Source organism: Pseudomonas sp. KH_027 (genome assembly GCF_057838565.1).
The window spans coordinates 1,086,192-1,103,228 of the sequence record NZ_CM174470.1 but is presented as its reverse complement, the minus strand read 5'-3'; the positions used below and the strand labels follow the sequence as shown (position 1 = coordinate 1,103,228).

The 17,037-nt window shown below is 61.7% G+C and carries 20 protein-coding genes, 1 pseudogene and 1 riboswitch; of the genes and pseudogenes, 9 read left to right on the top strand and 12 right to left on the bottom strand.

Going from position 1 to position 17,037, the window contains the following annotated elements; all coding sequences use genetic code 11:
* The first annotated feature begins 12 nt into the window (after positions 1 to 12).
* Positions 13 to 148, top strand: a riboswitch (yybP-ykoY riboswitch).
* Between the two features lie 85 nt (positions 149 to 233).
* Positions 234 to 815: a TMEM165/GDT1 family protein gene (locus AC3IYG_RS05120; RefSeq protein ID WP_489312669.1), complete on the top strand. Its 582-nt coding sequence runs from the start codon at positions 234 to 236 to the stop codon at positions 813 to 815.
* A gap of 126 nt (positions 816 to 941) precedes the next feature.
* The gene (locus AC3IYG_RS05115) at positions 942 to 1,385 is read left to right on the top strand and encodes a ketosteroid isomerase-related protein (protein ID WP_489312667.1); all 444 of its coding nucleotides are present in this window, start codon (positions 942 to 944) and stop codon (positions 1,383 to 1,385) included.
* Positions 1,386 to 1,395: 10 nt separating this feature from the next.
* Here the strand turns inward: AC3IYG_RS05115 and AC3IYG_RS05110 are convergent, their stop codons facing one another.
* Positions 1,396 to 2,379, bottom strand: coding sequence for an NAD-dependent epimerase/dehydratase family protein (locus tag AC3IYG_RS05110; protein ID WP_489312666.1), 984 nt, complete (start codon positions 2,377 to 2,379; stop codon positions 1,396 to 1,398).
* A gap of 42 nt (positions 2,380 to 2,421) precedes the next feature.
* Entirely contained in the window at positions 2,422 to 3,243 is an 822-nt protein-coding gene (locus AC3IYG_RS05105; RefSeq protein WP_489312665.1) for a M48 family metallopeptidase, read from the bottom strand.
* A 229-nt stretch (positions 3,244 to 3,472) separates the two neighbouring features.
* Between AC3IYG_RS05105 and AC3IYG_RS05100 the strand changes: the two are divergent.
* Positions 3,473 to 4,753 (top strand): annotated as a pseudogene (locus AC3IYG_RS05100) (methyl-accepting chemotaxis protein); the annotation flags it as partial.
* A 15-nt stretch (positions 4,754 to 4,768) separates the two neighbouring features.
* Positions 4,769 to 5,611 (top strand): methyl-accepting chemotaxis protein, encoded by an 843-nt coding sequence (locus AC3IYG_RS05095; RefSeq protein WP_489313841.1) that lies wholly within the window; start codon positions 4,769 to 4,771, stop codon positions 5,609 to 5,611.
* A gap of 239 nt (positions 5,612 to 5,850) precedes the next feature.
* Here AC3IYG_RS05095 and AC3IYG_RS05090 read toward each other — a convergent pair whose 3' ends face one another.
* From AC3IYG_RS05090 to AC3IYG_RS05080, 3 genes are read right to left on the bottom strand one after another with little or no spacing between them, the layout of a single operon-like run.
* Entirely contained in the window at positions 5,851 to 6,468 is a 618-nt protein-coding gene (locus AC3IYG_RS05090; RefSeq protein ID WP_489312664.1) for an SOS response-associated peptidase, read from the bottom strand.
* 30 nt (positions 6,469 to 6,498) lie between these two features.
* Positions 6,499 to 6,759 carry a putative signal transducing protein gene (locus AC3IYG_RS05085; protein ID WP_489312663.1) on the bottom strand — a complete coding sequence of 87 codons (261 nt, stop codon included), beginning with the start codon at positions 6,757 to 6,759 and terminating at the stop codon, positions 6,499 to 6,501.
* Complete coding sequence (locus AC3IYG_RS05080; protein ID WP_489312662.1) at positions 6,759 to 6,941, bottom strand: CPXCG motif-containing cysteine-rich protein; 183 nt, start codon at positions 6,939 to 6,941, stop codon at positions 6,759 to 6,761. Before AC3IYG_RS05080 ends, AC3IYG_RS05085 begins: the two co-directional genes overlap by 1 nt.
* A 102-nt stretch (positions 6,942 to 7,043) precedes the next feature.
* On the opposite strand from AC3IYG_RS05080, the gene AC3IYG_RS05075 reads away from it, so the two are divergent.
* Complete coding sequence (locus AC3IYG_RS05075; protein WP_489312661.1) at positions 7,044 to 8,204, top strand: 1-acyl-sn-glycerol-3-phosphate acyltransferase; 1,161 nt, start codon at positions 7,044 to 7,046, stop codon at positions 8,202 to 8,204.
* A gap of 132 nt (positions 8,205 to 8,336) precedes the next feature.
* On the opposite strand, the gene AC3IYG_RS05070 is transcribed toward AC3IYG_RS05075, so the two are convergent.
* Positions 8,337 to 8,624 (bottom strand): hypothetical protein, encoded by a 288-nt coding sequence (locus AC3IYG_RS05070; RefSeq protein WP_489312659.1) that lies wholly within the window; start codon positions 8,622 to 8,624, stop codon positions 8,337 to 8,339.
* Positions 8,625 to 8,884: 260 nt separating this feature from the next.
* Here AC3IYG_RS05070 and AC3IYG_RS05065 point away from each other — a divergent pair, with 260 nt between their 5' ends.
* A complete protein-coding gene (locus AC3IYG_RS05065) occupies positions 8,885 to 9,091 on the top strand; it encodes a hypothetical protein (protein ID WP_489312658.1) in 207 nt (68 codons plus the stop codon).
* Between the two features lie 159 nt (positions 9,092 to 9,250).
* Entirely contained in the window at positions 9,251 to 10,582 is a 1,332-nt protein-coding gene (locus tag AC3IYG_RS05060) for an IS4 family transposase (RefSeq protein ID WP_489309617.1), read from the top strand.
* A gap of 55 nt (positions 10,583 to 10,637) precedes the next feature.
* Here AC3IYG_RS05060 and AC3IYG_RS05055 read toward each other — a convergent pair whose 3' ends face one another.
* A complete protein-coding gene (locus AC3IYG_RS05055) occupies positions 10,638 to 11,222 on the bottom strand; it encodes a YajG family lipoprotein (protein WP_489312657.1) in 585 nt (194 codons plus the stop codon).
* 560 nt (positions 11,223 to 11,782) lie between these two features.
* Between AC3IYG_RS05055 and mqo the strand changes: the two genes are divergently transcribed.
* On the top strand, positions 11,783 to 13,300 hold the full coding sequence (gene mqo, locus AC3IYG_RS05050; protein WP_489312656.1) for a malate dehydrogenase (quinone): 1,518 nt from the start codon (positions 11,783 to 11,785) through the stop codon (positions 13,298 to 13,300).
* Positions 13,301 to 13,374: 74 nt separating this feature from the next.
* Here the strand turns inward: mqo and AC3IYG_RS05045 are convergent, their stop codons facing one another.
* The 5 genes from AC3IYG_RS05045 to AC3IYG_RS05025 all read right to left on the bottom strand — a co-directional run bounded on the left by AC3IYG_RS05045 (position 13,375) and on the right by AC3IYG_RS05025 (position 16,135).
* Positions 13,375 to 13,806 (bottom strand): VOC family protein, encoded by a 432-nt coding sequence (locus AC3IYG_RS05045; protein ID WP_489312655.1) that lies wholly within the window; start codon positions 13,804 to 13,806, stop codon positions 13,375 to 13,377.
* 114 nt (positions 13,807 to 13,920) lie between these two features.
* Positions 13,921 to 14,208 carry a PA4642 family protein gene (locus AC3IYG_RS05040; RefSeq protein ID WP_489312654.1) on the bottom strand — a complete coding sequence of 96 codons (288 nt, stop codon included), beginning with the start codon at positions 14,206 to 14,208 and terminating at the stop codon, positions 13,921 to 13,923.
* Between the two features lie 64 nt (positions 14,209 to 14,272).
* Complete coding sequence (locus AC3IYG_RS05035; RefSeq protein WP_489312653.1) at positions 14,273 to 14,761, bottom strand: hypothetical protein; 489 nt, start codon at positions 14,759 to 14,761, stop codon at positions 14,273 to 14,275.
* Positions 14,762 to 15,101: 340 nt separating this feature from the next.
* A complete protein-coding gene (locus AC3IYG_RS05030; RefSeq protein WP_489313840.1) occupies positions 15,102 to 15,569 on the bottom strand; it encodes a WbuC family cupin fold metalloprotein in 468 nt (155 codons plus the stop codon).
* A gap of 8 nt (positions 15,570 to 15,577) precedes the next feature.
* Positions 15,578 to 16,135: a hypoxanthine-guanine phosphoribosyltransferase gene (locus tag AC3IYG_RS05025; RefSeq protein ID WP_489312652.1), complete on the bottom strand. Its 558-nt coding sequence runs from the start codon at positions 16,133 to 16,135 to the stop codon at positions 15,578 to 15,580.
* 262 nt (positions 16,136 to 16,397) lie between these two features.
* Between AC3IYG_RS05025 and upp the strand changes: the two genes are divergently transcribed.
* The gene (gene upp / locus AC3IYG_RS05020; RefSeq protein WP_489312651.1) at positions 16,398 to 17,036 is read left to right on the top strand and encodes a uracil phosphoribosyltransferase; all 639 of its coding nucleotides are present in this window, start codon (positions 16,398 to 16,400) and stop codon (positions 17,034 to 17,036) included.
* Position 17,037 lies beyond the last annotated feature (1 nt).

Below are 17,037 nucleotides of genomic sequence, written 5' to 3'. Positions count from 1 at the left end.
TTGGGCAGAATGCGCCCCGTCCTAGGGGAGTAGTCTCCCGCGAGCGCCAGGTTCACATCGGCAAGCTCGCCCGGCACGCGTCAACATACTTGGTCCTCAGACCATGGCGCGTGCGACCCAAGGTCCGTTCAGACGGGCCCAGGGGTTTGACAAGACCTATGACACGCACACCTTACCCGGGGCGGGAAGGCGTACGTGTCATAGCCGTGTCTACCCGCCCCTGAGGAAGCCTGATGGAATCGCTCTACATACCTACCCTGATCGTTGCCTTGGCCGAAATCGGTGACAAGACGCAGCTGCTCGCCCTGTTGCTGGCCGCCCGCTTTCGCCGGCCCTGGCCCATCATCTGGGGCATCGTGGTCGCCACCCTGGCCAACCATTTCGCCGCCGGCGCCATCGGCAACTGGGTCGCCAGCTTCTTCGCACCCGCGACGCTGAGCTGGATTCTGGCGGCATCCTTCGTCGCCGTCGCGCTGTGGACATTGATCCCGGACAAACTGGACGACGATGAAGCCTCGCGCCTGAAACGTTACGGCCCGTTCCTCACCACCTTGATCGCGTTCTTTTTGGCGGAAATGGGCGACAAGACCCAGGTCGCCACGGTGATGCTGGCGGCGCAATACCCGCACTTCATCCTGGTGATCATCGGCACGACGCTAGGCATGCTGATTGCCAACGTACCGGTGGTGCTGGCCGGCAATTTCGCCGCCGATCGTCTGCCGCTGACGCTCATTCGTCGGCTGGCCGCCACGGCCTTCGCCGCCCTGGCTTTCTACGCCAGCTACCAGGCGCTGAGGCTCAGCGGCTTTTTCTGAAACGCTGGCAGCCCGGCACTATCCTGACGCCAGCCTGCTGGCGTTTCGGCCAATGCCGGTCGGGGCGCGCCTGCAACAGAGTATGCGCACTGTCACACACCTACTGCGCGCCCCGAGAGAGCCGTTATGTCATTGGATGATATGAAAAAACTGGTCCGCCACCACATTGACCTGTCGTGGAACAAAGGTCGCCTGGCCCTGACCGAGCAACTGCACAGCAAGAACTTCCTCTACAAAAGCTCCTTTGTCGGCCGCCCGTTGGGCAGTGCGGCGTTCGCCCAGATGGTGCTCGACATCCGCAACGCCATGCCAGACTTGGAGGTGGTACTCGAAGAGTGCCTGGCCGAAGGCAATAAGGTCTGCACCTGGAGCACCTTGATCGGCACCATAGAGAAACCCGCGCTCGGTTACCCGCCGAGCGACAAGGTGCTGAGCATCTCGGCCATGGCCTTCTGGACCATTACGCCAACCGGGGAAGTGGAAGAGATTTGCACCATGTTCGACATGGAGAGCTTTCGCTCGCAGCTCGGTTTGGAAACCCGGCCCTTTGCCGAAACAGCCATGCCATAGCGCCGCGCGCTTACAGATAGGCGTTGTCGCGAAACCACTGGATAGTCCGCGTCAACGTCTCATCCACGGGGGTTTGCGCAACGAAGCCCAGCTCAGCCTGGGCCTTGCTGCCATCCAGGTACTGCCCCCCCGCCATCACCGCCAGCGCCGTGTCATCCAGGCGCGGCAAGCGGCCGGTCAGGCGATAACGCCCACGCCCCAGCGCGGCGATCACTTTGGCCACGCCCAAAGGCAATGGCTTTGGCGCGGCAACGCCCAAGCGCGCGGCAATCCGTGCGCTCAAGTCGCCCAACTCGATATTCTCTCCGGTCAGCAGGTAGCGCTCGCCCACCCGGCCTTTCTGCAACGCCAGCAACAGGCCGTGGCCGGCATCGGCGGCGTCGATCAGGTTGCGTTTGCCCGGCACGTAACGGCCCATCGCACCACTGGCAATGGCGGTGATCAACCGCCCGGTGCTCGGGCCGACATCGAACTCGCCAAGGGTCATCGCCGGAATCCCGATCACCACCGGCAGGCCATTGCGCGCCTGTTCACGGGCCTGCTCGTCGAGTGCCCATTTGCACATCAGGTAAGGGTTGCGCCAGCGCGGCATGTCCTCGTAAAACAACCCCTCGTGCCCCGGCAGGCCCTGCGGGTGCCGAGGCAACGCAATGGCGGCGCCCACGTAGACGATACGCGGCACCCGCGCCGCCAGGCAGGCGGCATAGAAATGATTGGTCTGGTTCAACGCGCTGGCCAGATCGTCCTGCCAGCGCCGTGGCCTGCTCGGGTAATAGCCGGCGCAGAAGATCACCCCGTCCACGCCCGCCAAGGCACGACTGAGGGCGGCATGATCGAGCAGCTCGGCCGAGCGGAATTCAGGCTCGAGATAGCCCAGCCGCTCGACCCGTGAAGACGGCCGGTGAATCAACACCAACTGCTGACCAGCAGCGCGGATCGCCCGAGCCGTATGGTGGCCGAGCAAACCGGTAGCTCCGAGAACGGCAATCTTCACGACGACTCCTTCGTCAACTAGAGCAACAGATGGCGCCTTGGCTCACTGCGCGCCTTTGGCCTGCTGATACAGCGGCAGCACCTTCGGAATGGCCGCCTGCAGCGCCGCGGTCCGGCTGCTGGAGGACGGGTGGGTGCTCATGAATTCCGGCGGCGAGCCTTCGTTGGCCTGCCCCATCTTGTCCCACAGGCTGATCGCCGCATTCGGGTCGTAACCGGCACGCGCCGCCAGCTCCAGGCCGATCAGGTCAGCCTCGTTCTCGTTACCCCGGCTGTTGGGCAGGGTCATGCTGTACTGCACAACGGTGTCGGCCAGCGCCAGGCTGTCCTGCCCCAGGCCGAGCAACGCACCGGCGCCCTGCTTGGCCATCTCGACGCCATAGGCCTTGGACATTGCCTCGCGGCCGTGCTCACGCAGCGCGTGGGCGATCTCGTGGCCCATCACCGCCGCGATTTCATCGTCACTGAGCTTGAGCTTCTCGATCAGGCCGCTGTACATGATGATCTTGCCGCCCGGGCCGCAATTGGCGTTCAGTTCAGGGCTGTCGATCAGGTTGACCTGCCACTGCCACTGCGCCGAATCCGGACGAAAAATCGGCGCCTGCGCAATCAACCGCTTGGCGATGGCGTCGACACGCTTGGCATTGGCGCTGCTCTTATCCAGGATGCCTTTGCCGGATGCTTCCGTGAGCGTCTGTTGGTAAGACTGCGCATACATCTTGTTGACCTCATCGGTCGACAGCATGCTGAACATGTATTGCTTGCGTTCGACACCGACGGCGCCACCGCTGGTGGTATTCACGGCCTGACAGGCGACCAGCAGTGAGCAGCCCGCCAGAGCGACCAAACGAAACAGGGTGTTCATGTCAAACCTCCATTGCAACGGGCTCGTATGCTAGAACGCCCGCATGCCGAGGACAACCTCGCCTGCGCGCTGTTCGGCGGCCATCTTGGCTGGATGCAGAGCGGCCCGTCGATGCACAGGAGGCCGCCGCTTCGCCCGCAAGAACTTTTCCCGCCGCCGCTCATGCTTTAGCAACCCTCTGCCGATAAGCCAGGGACAGGCGTAATCCGAATAATGCTGTGGAGTCCCTATGCGATTTAAGTCCATCCAGTTTTCCGTCGTGGCCCTGGCCGGCGCCAGCGTCCTGGCCGTGGTCGTGGCACTGGTGCTCTACGCCCTGTTCTCCGGTGCGCGAACCCAAGCCATGGTTCAGGACAGTACCCAGGACCTGCTTGAAGAAGTAATCGACCAACACCTGATTGCCTTGGCCGAAGCCCAAGTTGGCCAACTGCAGCGCCAGTTCGAGCACCCCATGACGATCGCAAAGTCCCTGGCGAGCCTGAACAGCCGGATGGGTAGTGCGAGCGACGGCAGCACAGCCCTGAGCATCAGCCGTGAGGAGCTGACCGCACTGGTTGGCAACGCCCTCAAGAGCAACCCGGAACTGCTCGACTTCTACATCGGCTGGGAGCCCAACGCCTTCGACCAGGATGACGACCTATACGCCGGGCAGAAGGAAAATGGCTACGACGAGAGTGGCCGCTTTATGCCCTGGTGGTACCGCGAGGGCAGCAACCTGAAACTGGAGCCGCTGAGCGCTACCCAGATGGAGAGCGAGAAACTCCTGCCGACCGGGGTTCGCGAAGGCGAATACTACCTGTGCCCGAAGGCCTCGAAACAACCCTGCGTGATCGACCCGGCCGCCTATGACTTTGGTGGCAAGCAGGTTCTGGTCGCCTCCTTCAACGCGCCGATCCTGGTCGACGGCCAATTCCGCGGCGTGGTCGGTAACGACTTGGCCCTGGACTTCATCCAGGGGTTGCTCAACCAGGCCAAGGGCAAGCTCTATGACGGCGCAGGGGAACTCGCACTGGTTGCCGCCAACGGCACACTGATTGCCGCGACCCGAGATGCCGCGCTGATCGGCCAACCCGCCGAGAAGGCGCTCGGTGGCCCGCTGATGGACAAACTCAAGCAAAACAGCGGCGACCAGCCGATCAATAACCTCGACCAGGAGCGACAGCTCTTCCAACTGTTACTCCCGTTCCAGATAGCCGGCACCTCGACACGCTGGACCCTGGCCATCGAGCTGCCGACGTCGGCCGTATTCGCTGACCTGCAAAAGCTCCAGGCAGGCCTGGCCGAGCAAGCCAAGGAAGACACCCTCGGCATGACCCTGGTGGGCTTGCTGGTGGCCGGTATCGGCCTGCTGGTGATCTGGTTCGTCGGCTACGGCATTGCCCGCCCGCTACGGCAGATGGTCGGCATGCTCGACGATATCGCCAAGGGCGATGGCGACCTGACCCAGCGCCTGACGGTGGATCGCGCCGACGAACTGGGGCAGATCGCCAACGGTTTCAACACCTTCCTCAACAAGCTGCAGGGCATGATCCGCGACGTCGTGGGCTCGGTGCAGAAGGTCAGTGACTCCTCCGAGTACACCGCCGACATCGCCATCCGCACCAACCAGGGTGTACAACGGCAAATGGCGGAAATCGACCAGGTGGCCACCGCCGTGCACGAGATGACCGCCACCGCCCAGGACGTGGCGCGCAATGCTACCCACGCGGCGGAAGCGGCCAACCACGCCGACCGATCGGCCAACGAGGGCAAGCGCATCGTGCAGAACACCTCCCATGCGATTGCCGCGCTGGCCACCGAGATCAGCCGGGCAGTGACGGTGGTGCAGACCCTGGCCAAGGACAGCGAGAACATCAACGCCATCCTCACTGCCATCCGCGGGATCGCCGAGCAGACCAACCTGCTGGCCCTCAACGCCGCGATCGAAGCCGCGCGGGCCGGCGAGCAAGGCCGTGGTTTTGCCGTGGTGGCCGATGAAGTGCGCAACCTGGCGCAGAAAACCCAGCAGGCCACCGAAGAAATCCAGACCATGATCCAGCAGCTGCAACACGGCACCCGTGAAGTGGTGCGGGTCATGGAGGGTAGCCAGGTGAAGACCGACGACAGCGTGCAGCATGCCGCCGAGGCCGCCACTGCGCTGGAGTCGATCACCCATGCGGTGTCGGTGATCAACGACATGAACACCCAGATCGCCAGCGCAGCCGAGGAGCAAAGCGCGGTCGCCGAAGACATCAACCGCAACGTCACCAATATCGGTCAGGTCGCCAACGAAGTCGCCAGCGGTGCCGACGAGGCGAGCCAGGCCAGCGCCGAGCTGACCAAACTGGCCGAACAGCAACGACGGCTGATCAACCAGTTCAAGGTGTAAGCGCCAGCCCGACAGCACGCTTCTGTGGGAGTGGCTTCAGCCACGATGCATTTCGCGGCTGAAGCCGCTCCCACAAGGCGTGGTCCAACTCGGTCATGTTGGGCTTCGCGGAGCGAAGCCCAACCTACGCGCGGCTGCTTGTAGCCCCCTCGCCCCTCCGCAGAGACGACGACAAGGATGCAGGAGGTAGAGCGACGCAGGATGCCAAAGCCAAGGCCCGGGGAGAGGGGAATTTAACCCTACGCCGGGGTCAAACACTCCGGTCCATCCAGCTTGGGATCATTGACCAGGTTCGCCAGCACCCGCTCCCGCAAGGGCGGCTGCGCCTGGCACAGCAACGCCTGCAAAGCCGGTAGCGGCGTATCGTCCGCCAGCCAGGCCTCCTGCCCTGCCGCATCGAGGATCAGGGGGCGACGCTGAGTGGCGGCGGCCTGGGTCACCACCGCGACGCTCAGATAGACATGCCCCTCGACCGGATAAGCCTCCCAGACGGCCGCGAAGTACAACGGCGACGCCTCGCTGGTGAGCCAGTACGGCCGCTTGCGCGCAGTACCACGCCATTCGTAGAAGCCATTGGCCGGCAGCAGGCCGCGACGCAGGCGGAACGCGTCGCGGAACATCGGCTGTTCGGCCAGGGTTTCCGCACGCGCATGGGCGGGAGTCTTCGACAGATCGGTCAGCCAGGGCGGTGTCAGCCCCCAACGCGCGCGCGCGGCGTGGCGCTCGCCCTGCACATTGCGCAGCAGCAACACCGCGGTGTTCGGCGCGATATTCCAGGCGGCGCGCTGATCGGTGGGAAAACCAGGGGTCGCCGCTAGCGCAGGCGTCCAGCGGAACAGGGCATAACGTCCACACATCGGGCGGTAAGACTCATCGAGGAAAGGTGTTCAACAGAGCAGAATGCCGTGGAAATTCTCCGGCTCATCGCCCGGCAGCGGCTGCGCGGTATTGTACGCGGCGATCAGACCCCGCGCCTGCTCGGCCTGCTCATTATCCACCAGCAGGCCAAGCAAACCGCTGACCGGCAGTTCACCCACCGCCCCGAGCAGATCGCCACCGGTGAGGTGCGCCGCCACCCCCTCGCTGGCCAGCATGCCCAGCAGCAGTTCGGCTTCCAGCAGATCCTGCGGCTCGTAGATGCGCTGCATCAGTCATTCTCCGCGCGCACATCCAAGGTCCAGTCGGCGCCATCGGTGCGCAGATCGAAAATAATCGGCCGGCAACACACCGGGCAGTCCTCGATGTACTGCTGGTCGCCGCCCGACAGATCCAGCAGCGCCTGCGCCGGTTCACCGCAATACGGGCATTGGTAGTCTTCAGTCTCAAGCATCGCGGCCTCCACTGTGACTTGCGGGTATAATTGCCGGTCTAGTACAGGCCCCCGGATTCAAGGGGCAACTCCCAACCGCAGCCATTTCCAGAACAAGAGAGCATGATGGGCGAATTCGATGCCATCCGACCGTACGCCGATACTGAAGTCCCTGCCGTACTGGCGCGCCTGTTGGCGGATAAGGCTTTTCTCGAAATCCTCACGCACTTTCGCTTTCCGCGCCTGGCCAACCACTTCGGCTGGCTGCTTAAACCTCTTATAGCTCATCGCCTGCGCAATGAGTTCGCCGGCGTCGCTTCTGTCGCGGCGCTGCAGGATAAAGTCGAGCAATACGTCGACCGCACCATCGAGCACGCCACCGATGGCGTAACCTATTCCGGTGTCGAGCAACTCAAGAGCGGCAGCGCCTACCTGTTTCTCGCCAACCACCGCGACATCGTCATGGACCCGGCCTTCGTCAACTACGCGGTCTACCACGCCGGGCTGCCCACCCCGCGCATCGCGATCGGCGATAACCTGCTGCAAAAGCCCTTCGTCAGCGACCTGATGCGCCTGAACAAGAGCTTTATCGTGCATCGCTCACTGAGCGGGCGCCGGGAAAAACTGGCGGCCTATCAACTGCTCTCGGCCTATATCAACCACTCGATTCGCACCGATTGCGAGTCGATCTGGATTGCCCAGGCCGAAGGCCGCGCCAAGGACGGCGATGACCGCACCGATTCGGCGATCCTGAAAATGTTCCACATGAGCCGCAAGAGCGAAGCCTTCGCCGCGGTCATCCAGGAGCTGAACCTGACCCCGGTGTCGATCAGCTACGAATACGACCCCTGCGACCAGGCCAAGGCCCGCGAGCTGTACATCCGCGCCACAACGGGCAGCTACGAGAAGAGTGCCGGCGAAGACGACCAGAGCATCGCCCTCGGCATCACGGGCTACAAAGGCCGCGTCCACGTGAATTTCGGCGTGCCGATCAGCGCTGCGTTCGAAGACACCAAGCAATTGGCGCTGGAAATGGATCGACAGATCCTCGGCGGCTACCGGCTGTTCCCGGTGCACTACCTGGCCTATGCGCTATGGAGCGGGCGTGACCCGGCGTTGAACGTGCCGAACGCCGCCGAGCTGTTCCCGGCCGCCGAGCTGGCCGCCGCCCAGGCCGAATGGCAGAAACGCCTGGAGGCCTGCCCGCCCGAGCAACGGCCGTATCTGGTTTTGCAGTACGCCAACCCGGTGCGCAATCAATACCGCATCAAGCAGTTGCAGTGACACCTGGGCCACGGGGCAAACCCACGGCCCTGCAACGGCCCGGACTCTGGCGTTGACGGGAATGACGGCACTAGACAACCAGCGCCCCCCCTCAGCCCAGCGCCCTCGCGAAGGCGTGGCCCGGTAATTCACTCAGAGCCGGGTGCTGCACCAGGACACCAGCAATGCAGCCGCCAGGCAGGCGTAACCGAATGCGTTGAAAAACCGATTCAGGCGCAGGGTCCGCTCATCCAGTAACGACGCTTCCTCAGCCCCCTGCTCCAGCTCGGCGTCCGCCGCCAGCTGCGCCACCGCGCGCCGCTCGCGCAAGCGGGTAGCCACCAGCAGCCAGCCGCCGGCAATGGCGAAGAACAACGCCAAACCATTGATCAACTGGGCTGGATGGGCCAATCCCAGGGATAACAACGTCTGCAGCGACATCAAAAACCTCTGCCTCAGGTGGCACGCGGCGAATGGCGTACGCCCCCTGAATAGACTCGCGCAACCCCGACATGGGTTCGCTACGGCGGCGGATTCTACCCAAGCCATCACACCGCGCACGGCGTTTCCGACGAATGCCCGAATACCGCACCTGCGCAGGGCGCACCCGCCAGAAAAACCTCGGGCTCGCCGTTCAACGTCATCAGACCGTCAAACGACTAGGCCACTCTGATGCCCCCACACCCCATCAGGAGCACCGTATGCTGCATGCCCAGAATCAGGACCTGCTCTACCACATCAGCCCCAGCGATGAGCAGCAAGCGCTGATCGACGGCCTTGCCTTCAACGTGCAGGATCGCCATTGGCTGGTCTATTGCGCCCTCGGTGGCCACGAACATTACGATCTGCCAGAGATCGACCAGCAAAGCGGCCTGAGCCTGCCGCTGTGGTACAGCGAAGCAGCCTGAGCACCCGGCTGGCGTCGTTTGCAGCTGACGGCGTTGCCCGCGGCAACGGCACGCAATAAAAAGCCCGGCTTTGACCGTAATGCTGTTCACTTAAGCATTTGAACGCCAGCCGGGCTTCCCCGAGAATCCGATGCCAGTCTTCCTGGTATCGGATTTTTTATGTCTTTCCAACAGCATCTGCTCGATCTGGGCGAGCTATTCAACTTCTCCGACCTGAGCACCTTCACCCAGAACATCCCAATCGAGTGGGTGGCGTCCGCGCTTGATCTTTCCTCTCAGGCCACCATCCGCCGTCGTCGGCTACCTGCCGATCAGGTGCTCTGGCTGGTGCTAGGCATGGCGCTCTTCCGCGATGAGCCTGTCCATGAGGTGGCCAGGCGTCTAAACATTTGTGCCCAGGGACTGGCTTCGGATTGCTTGCTGGCCAAAAGTGGTGTCACTGAGGCTCGCAAGCGGCTTGGCGCCGAGCCGGTCGAGTGGCTGTTCCGCAAAACTGGCAGCCAATGGGGAGGCGAACGCTATAGCGATGACACCTGGCGGGGGCTGCAGGTTTTTGCCGTGGACGGGGCACTCATGCGCACGCCCGATACGCCTGAACTACGGGACCATTTCGGGTCTGGCAATACCTCCACCGAGCGCCAGACGCCCTTCCCCATGATGCGTCTTGTAGCCTTGATGAATGTGCGCTCCCATTTGATTCTGAATGCCCAGCTGAGCCCCTATCGGCGCAGTGAAATGCGCCTGGCCGATGAGTTTTTGCAACAGATCCCCAACCATTCGGTCACGTTGTTCGATAAAGGCTTCTGGAGTGCTGATTTGCTGCTGAAAGTGGCCACGGCCGGTGACAACCGACACTGGTTGATCCCCGCTCGTCAGGGCCTGATCAGCGAGGAGGTGATCCGTTACGGCAAGCAGGATCGCCTGCTGCGTATGAAGGTTTCACCGCAGGCGAGAAAGCGTAACCCAGACCTACCAACCTACTGGGACGTGCGTGAAGTCAGCTATGCAGTGCAGGGCAAAGTGAAAACCGTCCTGACCTCGCTACCGGCCGACGCCTACAGCGCCGAAGCCGTTGCAGAGCTGTACCAGGAGCGCTGGGAAATTGAACTGGGCTTCAGGGATATCAAAAGCTCCATGCAGCAGAATGCCGCAACCCTGCGCAGCAAGAAGATTGACCTGATCTACCAGGAAGTTTGGGGATTGCTGCTGGCCTACAACATCATTCGTCGGGAGGCGAGTCAGGCGGCGGTAGCGTTTGGACGCACCCCGTCCGATATACGCTTCAAGCCGGCTTGCCAGTACATCGCCGTGCAGCTGATCGTGATGGCCGCTGCCAATCCACTGTCGGCAACAGGTAGACGCTTGTCGGCTTTGCGGGCGGGCATCGGAGGGTTGTTTCTGGATCACCGTCCAAGGCCATCACGACCAAGGACGGTGAAAATTTCCAAGACCCGTTACCCAGTTAACCGCAATGCTGCTCCGCTTAAGTGAACAGCATTACGGCTTTGACCGGGCTTTTTCATTACACCTAATCAGCGCATCGGGCTTACTGCGACAACAGTTGGCCAATGGTCGGATCTTTGAAGGTGCGCGTCAGCGCATCGCTGAGCACGTCGCTCACCAGCTTGGTGTTGGTCTGCTGGTTCGGCGCCATGCCGAAACGCTGATCCAGCGAAGCACCGTAGCGGCCGCTGTAACGGCGCGTGGCATTCTGCACATCGGCACGGAAGGTCGCACTGATGGTGGCTTCGGTCACGTACAGGCCTTCTTTCGGCGACTGGTACTTCAGTTCGGCCAAGGTGATGGTCAGCTGTGGCGCGTTATACGCGTTCGGCGTCGGGGTGAAACCGAGCAAACGCACCGCCGCTTCGGCCTGCGCCTGCAGCTTGGGCACGATATCGTTGGCCGCGACGCTGATGGCGCTGGTTTCCGGGTACAAGCCACCGCGGGTACCCAGCAGCGGCGATGGTCGCCCATCGACCACGCGCACCACGACCGGCTGACCTTGACCAACCGCGGTCAGCGGCGTGGTCAGTTTCGGTTGCGGGCTGAGTTGTTGCGGGCTGTGGGCACAGCCGACCAATGTCAGGCTGGTAACAGCGATCAGACCAAGCAACAGGCGATGCAGCATGCTCATCTCTCCAGAGGGTGGAACGCCCGATTGGGCAGCTCAAAGTGGCCGGCAGTATAACCAGCGGCGTCGCGCGCTAACAGGGCTGCACACTCTGACCCAATGCGTTTCCGGAGGTTCCTCGCCGACCATGATCGAGCCATCACGCTGGCGCAACCCTAGGCATGTTCACCATGCCAAGCCCCGGGCGTACCGGTCGTCACGCACTCAGCGCGTCGGCAAGCGTTGGTGGCCTGACCGACGGAAGAAGAAAAGTCACGCTAAAAAAGCGACATTACCGATTTCGCCGTTATAATCGCGCCCCGATTATAAGGACGTCTCCTGATCGGGCCTCGCAGCTACTCTGATGTGCTCAACATCAGCCCGCACCGCCCCAGAGAGTCGCCCACTTCGTGTTGCCTTTTCCGGTTGCACCTGACGCAACAAACGCCTGGCTACCCAGCCGCGTATCGCCCGTCAGGTCTTAACAGCGTGCCGGCGGTACATGAGCTTTTGAGGTTCACGACTCCAAAAGAGCGTGAAAAAACGGTTTCACTACTTCACAAGAGTGTGGCGAGCAAATGGCGCAAAACGATTACGAGGCTGTCGATGTGGTGCTGGTTGGAGCCGGCATCATGAGTGCGACACTGGCCGTGCTGTTGAAAGAGCTCGACCCCAGCATCACGCTGGAAGTCGTTGAGTTGCAAGAGTCGGGGGCTATCGAGAGCTCTAACCCTTGGAACAATGCCGGTACCGGGCACGCTGGTCTGTGTGAGCTGAACTACACACCGGACGCTGCAGACGGCTCCGTCGACATCAAGAAGGCAGTCAGCATCAACACCCAGTTCGAGGTGTCGAAGCAGTTCTGGACCTATCTGATCGAGCAAGGCACCTTCGGCTCGCCGAAATCCTTCATCAACCCGATACCGCACCTGAGCTTCGTACAGGGCGACAAGGGCATTGCCTTCCTCAAGACGCGTTTCGAGGCGATGATCAAGCACCACGCCTTCGCCGAAATGGAATACACCGAAGACAAGGCCACCATGGCCGAGTGGATGCCGCTGATGATGCCCGGCCGCCCAGCCGATGAACCAGTTGCAGCTACCCGCGTACTCGGTGGTACTGACGTCAACTTTGGCGCCCTGACCACACAATTGCTCAAGTACCTGGCCAACAAATCGGATTGCCAGGTCAAGTACAACAAGAAAGTCACTGGCCTGCAGCGCACCGAAAAAGGCTGGCGTGTCAGTATCAAAGACACCCAGAGCGGCAGCGTGCGTGAGCTGGACTCGCGCTTCGTCTTCCTCGGCGCTGGCGGCGGTGCCCTGCCGTTGCTACAGATGTCCGGCATTCCGGAAGGCAAAGGCTTTGGGGGCTTCCCGGTCAGCGGCCAGTGGTTGCGTTGCGATGATCCCGAAATCGTTAAACAGCATGAGGCCAAGGTTTACAGCCAAGCCGCTGTTGGCTCACCGCCAATGTCGGTGCCGCACCTTGATACACGCGTGGTGGATGGCAAGAAATCCCTGCTGTTCGGGCCGTATGCCGGCTTCAGCACCAAGTTCCTCAAGCACGGCTCGTTCCTCGATCTGCCGTTGTCGATTCGCCCAAGCAATATCGGCCCGATGCTGGCAGTCGCTCGCGACAACTTCGATCTGACCCGCTACCTGGTCGGTGAAGTGTTGCAATCCAGCGAGCAGCGCATGGACGCACTACGGCGTTTCTACCCACAAGCCAAAGCCAGTGACTGGCGTTTGGAAGTGGCGGGGCAACGCGTGCAAATCATCAAGAAAGATCCGAAAAAGGGCGGCATCCTGCAATTCGGGACCGAACTGGTCGCAGCCGAAGATGGCAGCATCGCCGCACTGCTCGGCGCCTCGCCAGGCGCCTCGGTGACGGTATCGATCATGCTGGAACTGATCGAACGCTGCTTCCCTGAGCAGGTACGCTCTGCAGAGTGGGCGGACAAGCTGAAGATCATGTTCCCAGCCCGGGAAAAGGTGCTCGAAGCCGATGCAGCGCTGTACCGTGAGGTCAGCGCGCGCAGCGACGAAAGCCTGGAGTTGACGGCTAAGAGCAGCGTCCCTGAGGCTAGCCTCTAAACGCGCTCCACATCTGCCCTAGCCAGTTCGCTCGCTAGAAAAAACCGCCCCTCGGGGCGGTTTTATACCTGCGCTCAGGGTACCGAAGTCCCTGGCTCAGCCGTCTCGCAATTAACCATCCAGCTCACACCGAAGCGATCTGCGAGCGTACCGAAAGCCGATGCCCAAAAGGTTTTCTGCATCGGCATGGTGATCTGCCCACCCTCAGCCAGTGCTTTAAAAACCCGCTCGGCCTGCTCCACGCTATTGGTGTTGATCGACAGACTGAAGCCATTGAACGCCGCCTGGGCGCCTGAACACATTCCGTCCGACGCCATCACCTGGTTGCTACCAATCTGTAGACAGGCGTGCATTACCTTGTCCGGGTCAACCTGAGGCCCACCCTCTTGTTCTGGCGCATCTTTGAAGCGCATAAGGAAAATGACTTTCGCATCCAACGCCTGCGTATAGAACTGCAACGCCTCGTCACAACGACCGTTGAAGAACAGATAGGGTTCGATTCGCATACTGGCCTCCCGAAGCAAATGGCTGTTGCTGGAAAGCTCAGTGTAGAAAAGGCGCCAAATCGCGCAGACAAAAAAGCCCGCCGGATGATGAGCGGGCTTTTCGTGGCCAGTCGATCAGCCGCGGGCGGCTTTGATCACCTCGATGTAAGGCGCGGCCTGGCGTTGATCCTGGATCAGCGCGACAAAGTCCTGGCCCTGGGCATCCTTGGCATCCAGGTCGTAACCGGCGGCCACGAAGAAGCCGATAAACCGCTCGAAATCATCGATGCGCAGGCCGCGGTAAGCCTTGACCAGCTTGTGCAGGGACGCTGGCGTGTCGTCGCCCGGCTCCACATCGAGGAACAGCTTGATCGGCTCATCACCAATCTCTTCGCCAATCACCTGCTTCTTGTCTTTACGCATCGTTCACTTCTCTTGCCGTAATGGTTCGCCGGGCCGGCAGTTTACCCCCGCCATGCCCTGACGCTCAACGCGCGCGCTGCGCACCGGTATGCAGATCGGCCCAGACATGGCCGTTGGCGTAGCTGAGGAACTGGCAATACAGCGTGCCGTTGCGCAGCAGGTCGAGCAGCACGCTGTATTGTGCCAATGGATAGTTCAGGCTCAGTTCGCGGGTTTTCGCATCGTAGCTGGGCTTTTTCAGGCTTTTGCCTTCGGCGTCGAAATGGATCAGCACCTGGCTGACATTCGCCCCCTGACTCAGCGGCTTGCCTTTCAAGCGCAGCAACAACGGCGAGGTGATCGGAATCGGCTGCTGATTGGATTGCCGCTGGCTGCCGACCACCACCGAGTACTCGGTGATCTGAATCAGCTGTTGCTGCTCGGGACCCTCCTGGCGCAAGGACAGCTCATCCGGCGGCAGGAACTGAGCATGCAGCGGGGGCGCGGCGCTGGCGGACAACGGCAGGCTGCAAACCAGCATCAACCATGCAGTGCAACGGATACGGACGCGCATCGGGAACTCCGAAAAAATCAGCGCCCCACTCTAGCATGCGACTCCGCCACCCCATAGATGACTTAGGTGCCCGGTCGGGCAGCCTGCGGCCCTGACGATTGCCGTCGGTGCCGTGCTGCAGGGGGCGCTTGAGGCTGCGATGCGCAATTGTGCCGATGTCGTCTTGTTGCCGGAAGCGGAGCGCAGCTTCGTCGAAACCCTGATGAAAAAGGCCTTGGCCAAACGGCCGAACCTGCCAAATGTGTGGCTGTAAGGGGGGTAAGTTCATTGCGGCTGACGCCGCTCCCACAGCGAAGCCGTAGGTTGGGTTGAGCCTGCGAAGCCCAACAGTGAACAGCGATCAGTCGAACTGCGCACGCATCCAGGCGAGGTAATCGGCAACCTTGCTGTCGCCTTCACGCGGCGCCCAGTCGGCCTGCTCGCCCGCACCCACCGGCCGATAGGGGCCGGCTTTGCACTCGAACAGAATGCTGTCGGCCTCCAGCACCACCAGGGCATGGAACACGCCGGGTGGCAGGTCGACGCCCACGCACTCGCCGCCCGCCTCCAGCACCCGCTTGCTCAGCACCTCGCCGCTGTCGCTGAAGATCAACACCCCCAAGCGCCCTTTGAGCACCAGCAGGGCTTCGGCCTTGTCGGCCGAGAGATGGCGATGCGGTGGGATATAGGTGTGCGGCTGCAGCCCGACGGCCATGCGATGACAAGGCTCTTCCATCTCGTGGAAGTTGTGGTGCTGCCGACCACGCGGGCTGAGCGTGGCGTTCTGCGCCAGCTCGGCGAACAGCGTACGGTCGAGAAAGCGCGGCACGGCCACCGTTACAGGCCTTTGACCGCGTAGATGCCCGGCGCATTGCGCCAATAGCCTTTGTAGTCCATGCCATAACCGAAGATGTAACGGTCAACGCAGGGCAGGCCGACATAGTTGGCCTTGAGGTCCGGGCGCGCTTTACGGTCGTGGGTTTTGTCGATCAGCACGGCGATGTGCACATTGGCCGCGCCGGCGTGACGGCAGAAGTCGATGATCGCGCCCAGGGTGTGTCCTTCATCGAGGATGTCGTCGATGATCAGCACATCGCGGTCGATAAAGGAGACTTCCGGCTTGGCCTTCCAGAACAGCTCGCCACCGCTGGTTTCGTTGCGATAGCGGGTGGCGTGCAGGTAGGACAGCTCCAACGGGAAATTCAGCTTGGGCAGCAACTTGCCGGAGAAGATCAGACCGCCGTTCATCACACAGAACACCACCGGATTGCTCTCGGACAATTCGCGGTTGATCGCGACAGCCACTTCGTTGATCGCACCTTCGATCTGCGCTTCGCTGTACAGGCAGTCGGCTTCAGCCATGACTTGACGGATATGAGCGAGATCGACAGACATGAGTTTTCCTCTAGGGTCAGTGAGGCAAAGATCAGAACCTGATCGAGGCGTCAAAATAAAAGTCGGCAAAGGTACCCATCCGCTTGCCAGGGAGCAAGCCCCGCCGGTCACGTGTCGTCCACAATGACAAGCATGCCTGGCTGCGACATTTCCTGGCCGCTTGCGCAGGAAATCAGTTTGACCAGGCGGTCACCAGAGCACTTGGCATAACGAATGCTTTACTCTAACGCAATTTTTTTGCCAGCCCGTTCGGAGAATTTCCATGCCCATCCGCGAAATCCGCCACCCTCTGATCCGCCACAAGCTCGGTCTGATGCGTCGCGCCGATATCAGCACGAAGAATTTCCGCGAATTGGCCCAGGAAGTGGGCGCCCTGCTCACCTACGAAGCCACCCAGGACCTGCCGCTGGAAAGCTATGACATCGAAGGTTGGTGCGGCACCGTGCAGGTAGAGAAGATCGCTGGCAAGAAGATCACCGTGGTGCCGATCCTGCGCGCCGGCATCGGCATGCTCGATGGCGTGCTCAGCCTGATTCCGGGCGCCAAGGTCAGCGCCGTGGGCGTCGCGCGCAATGAGCAGACCCTGGAAGCGCACACCTACCTGGAAAAACTGGTTCCCGAGATCGACGAACGCCTGGCGCTGATCGTCGACCCGATGCTGGCCACCGGCGGTTCGATGGTCGCCACCATCAACCTGCTGAAAAAAGCCGGCTGCAAGGAGATCCGTGCCATGGTGCTGGTGGCCGCGCCCGAGGGCATCAAGGCGGTGCAGGACGCGCACCCGGACGTGATCATCTTCACCGCCTCCATCGATGAAAAACTCAACGAACACGGTTACATCATTCCCGGGCTTGGCGATGCCGGCGACAAGATTTTCGGCACCAAGCAAAAGGATGCGTAAG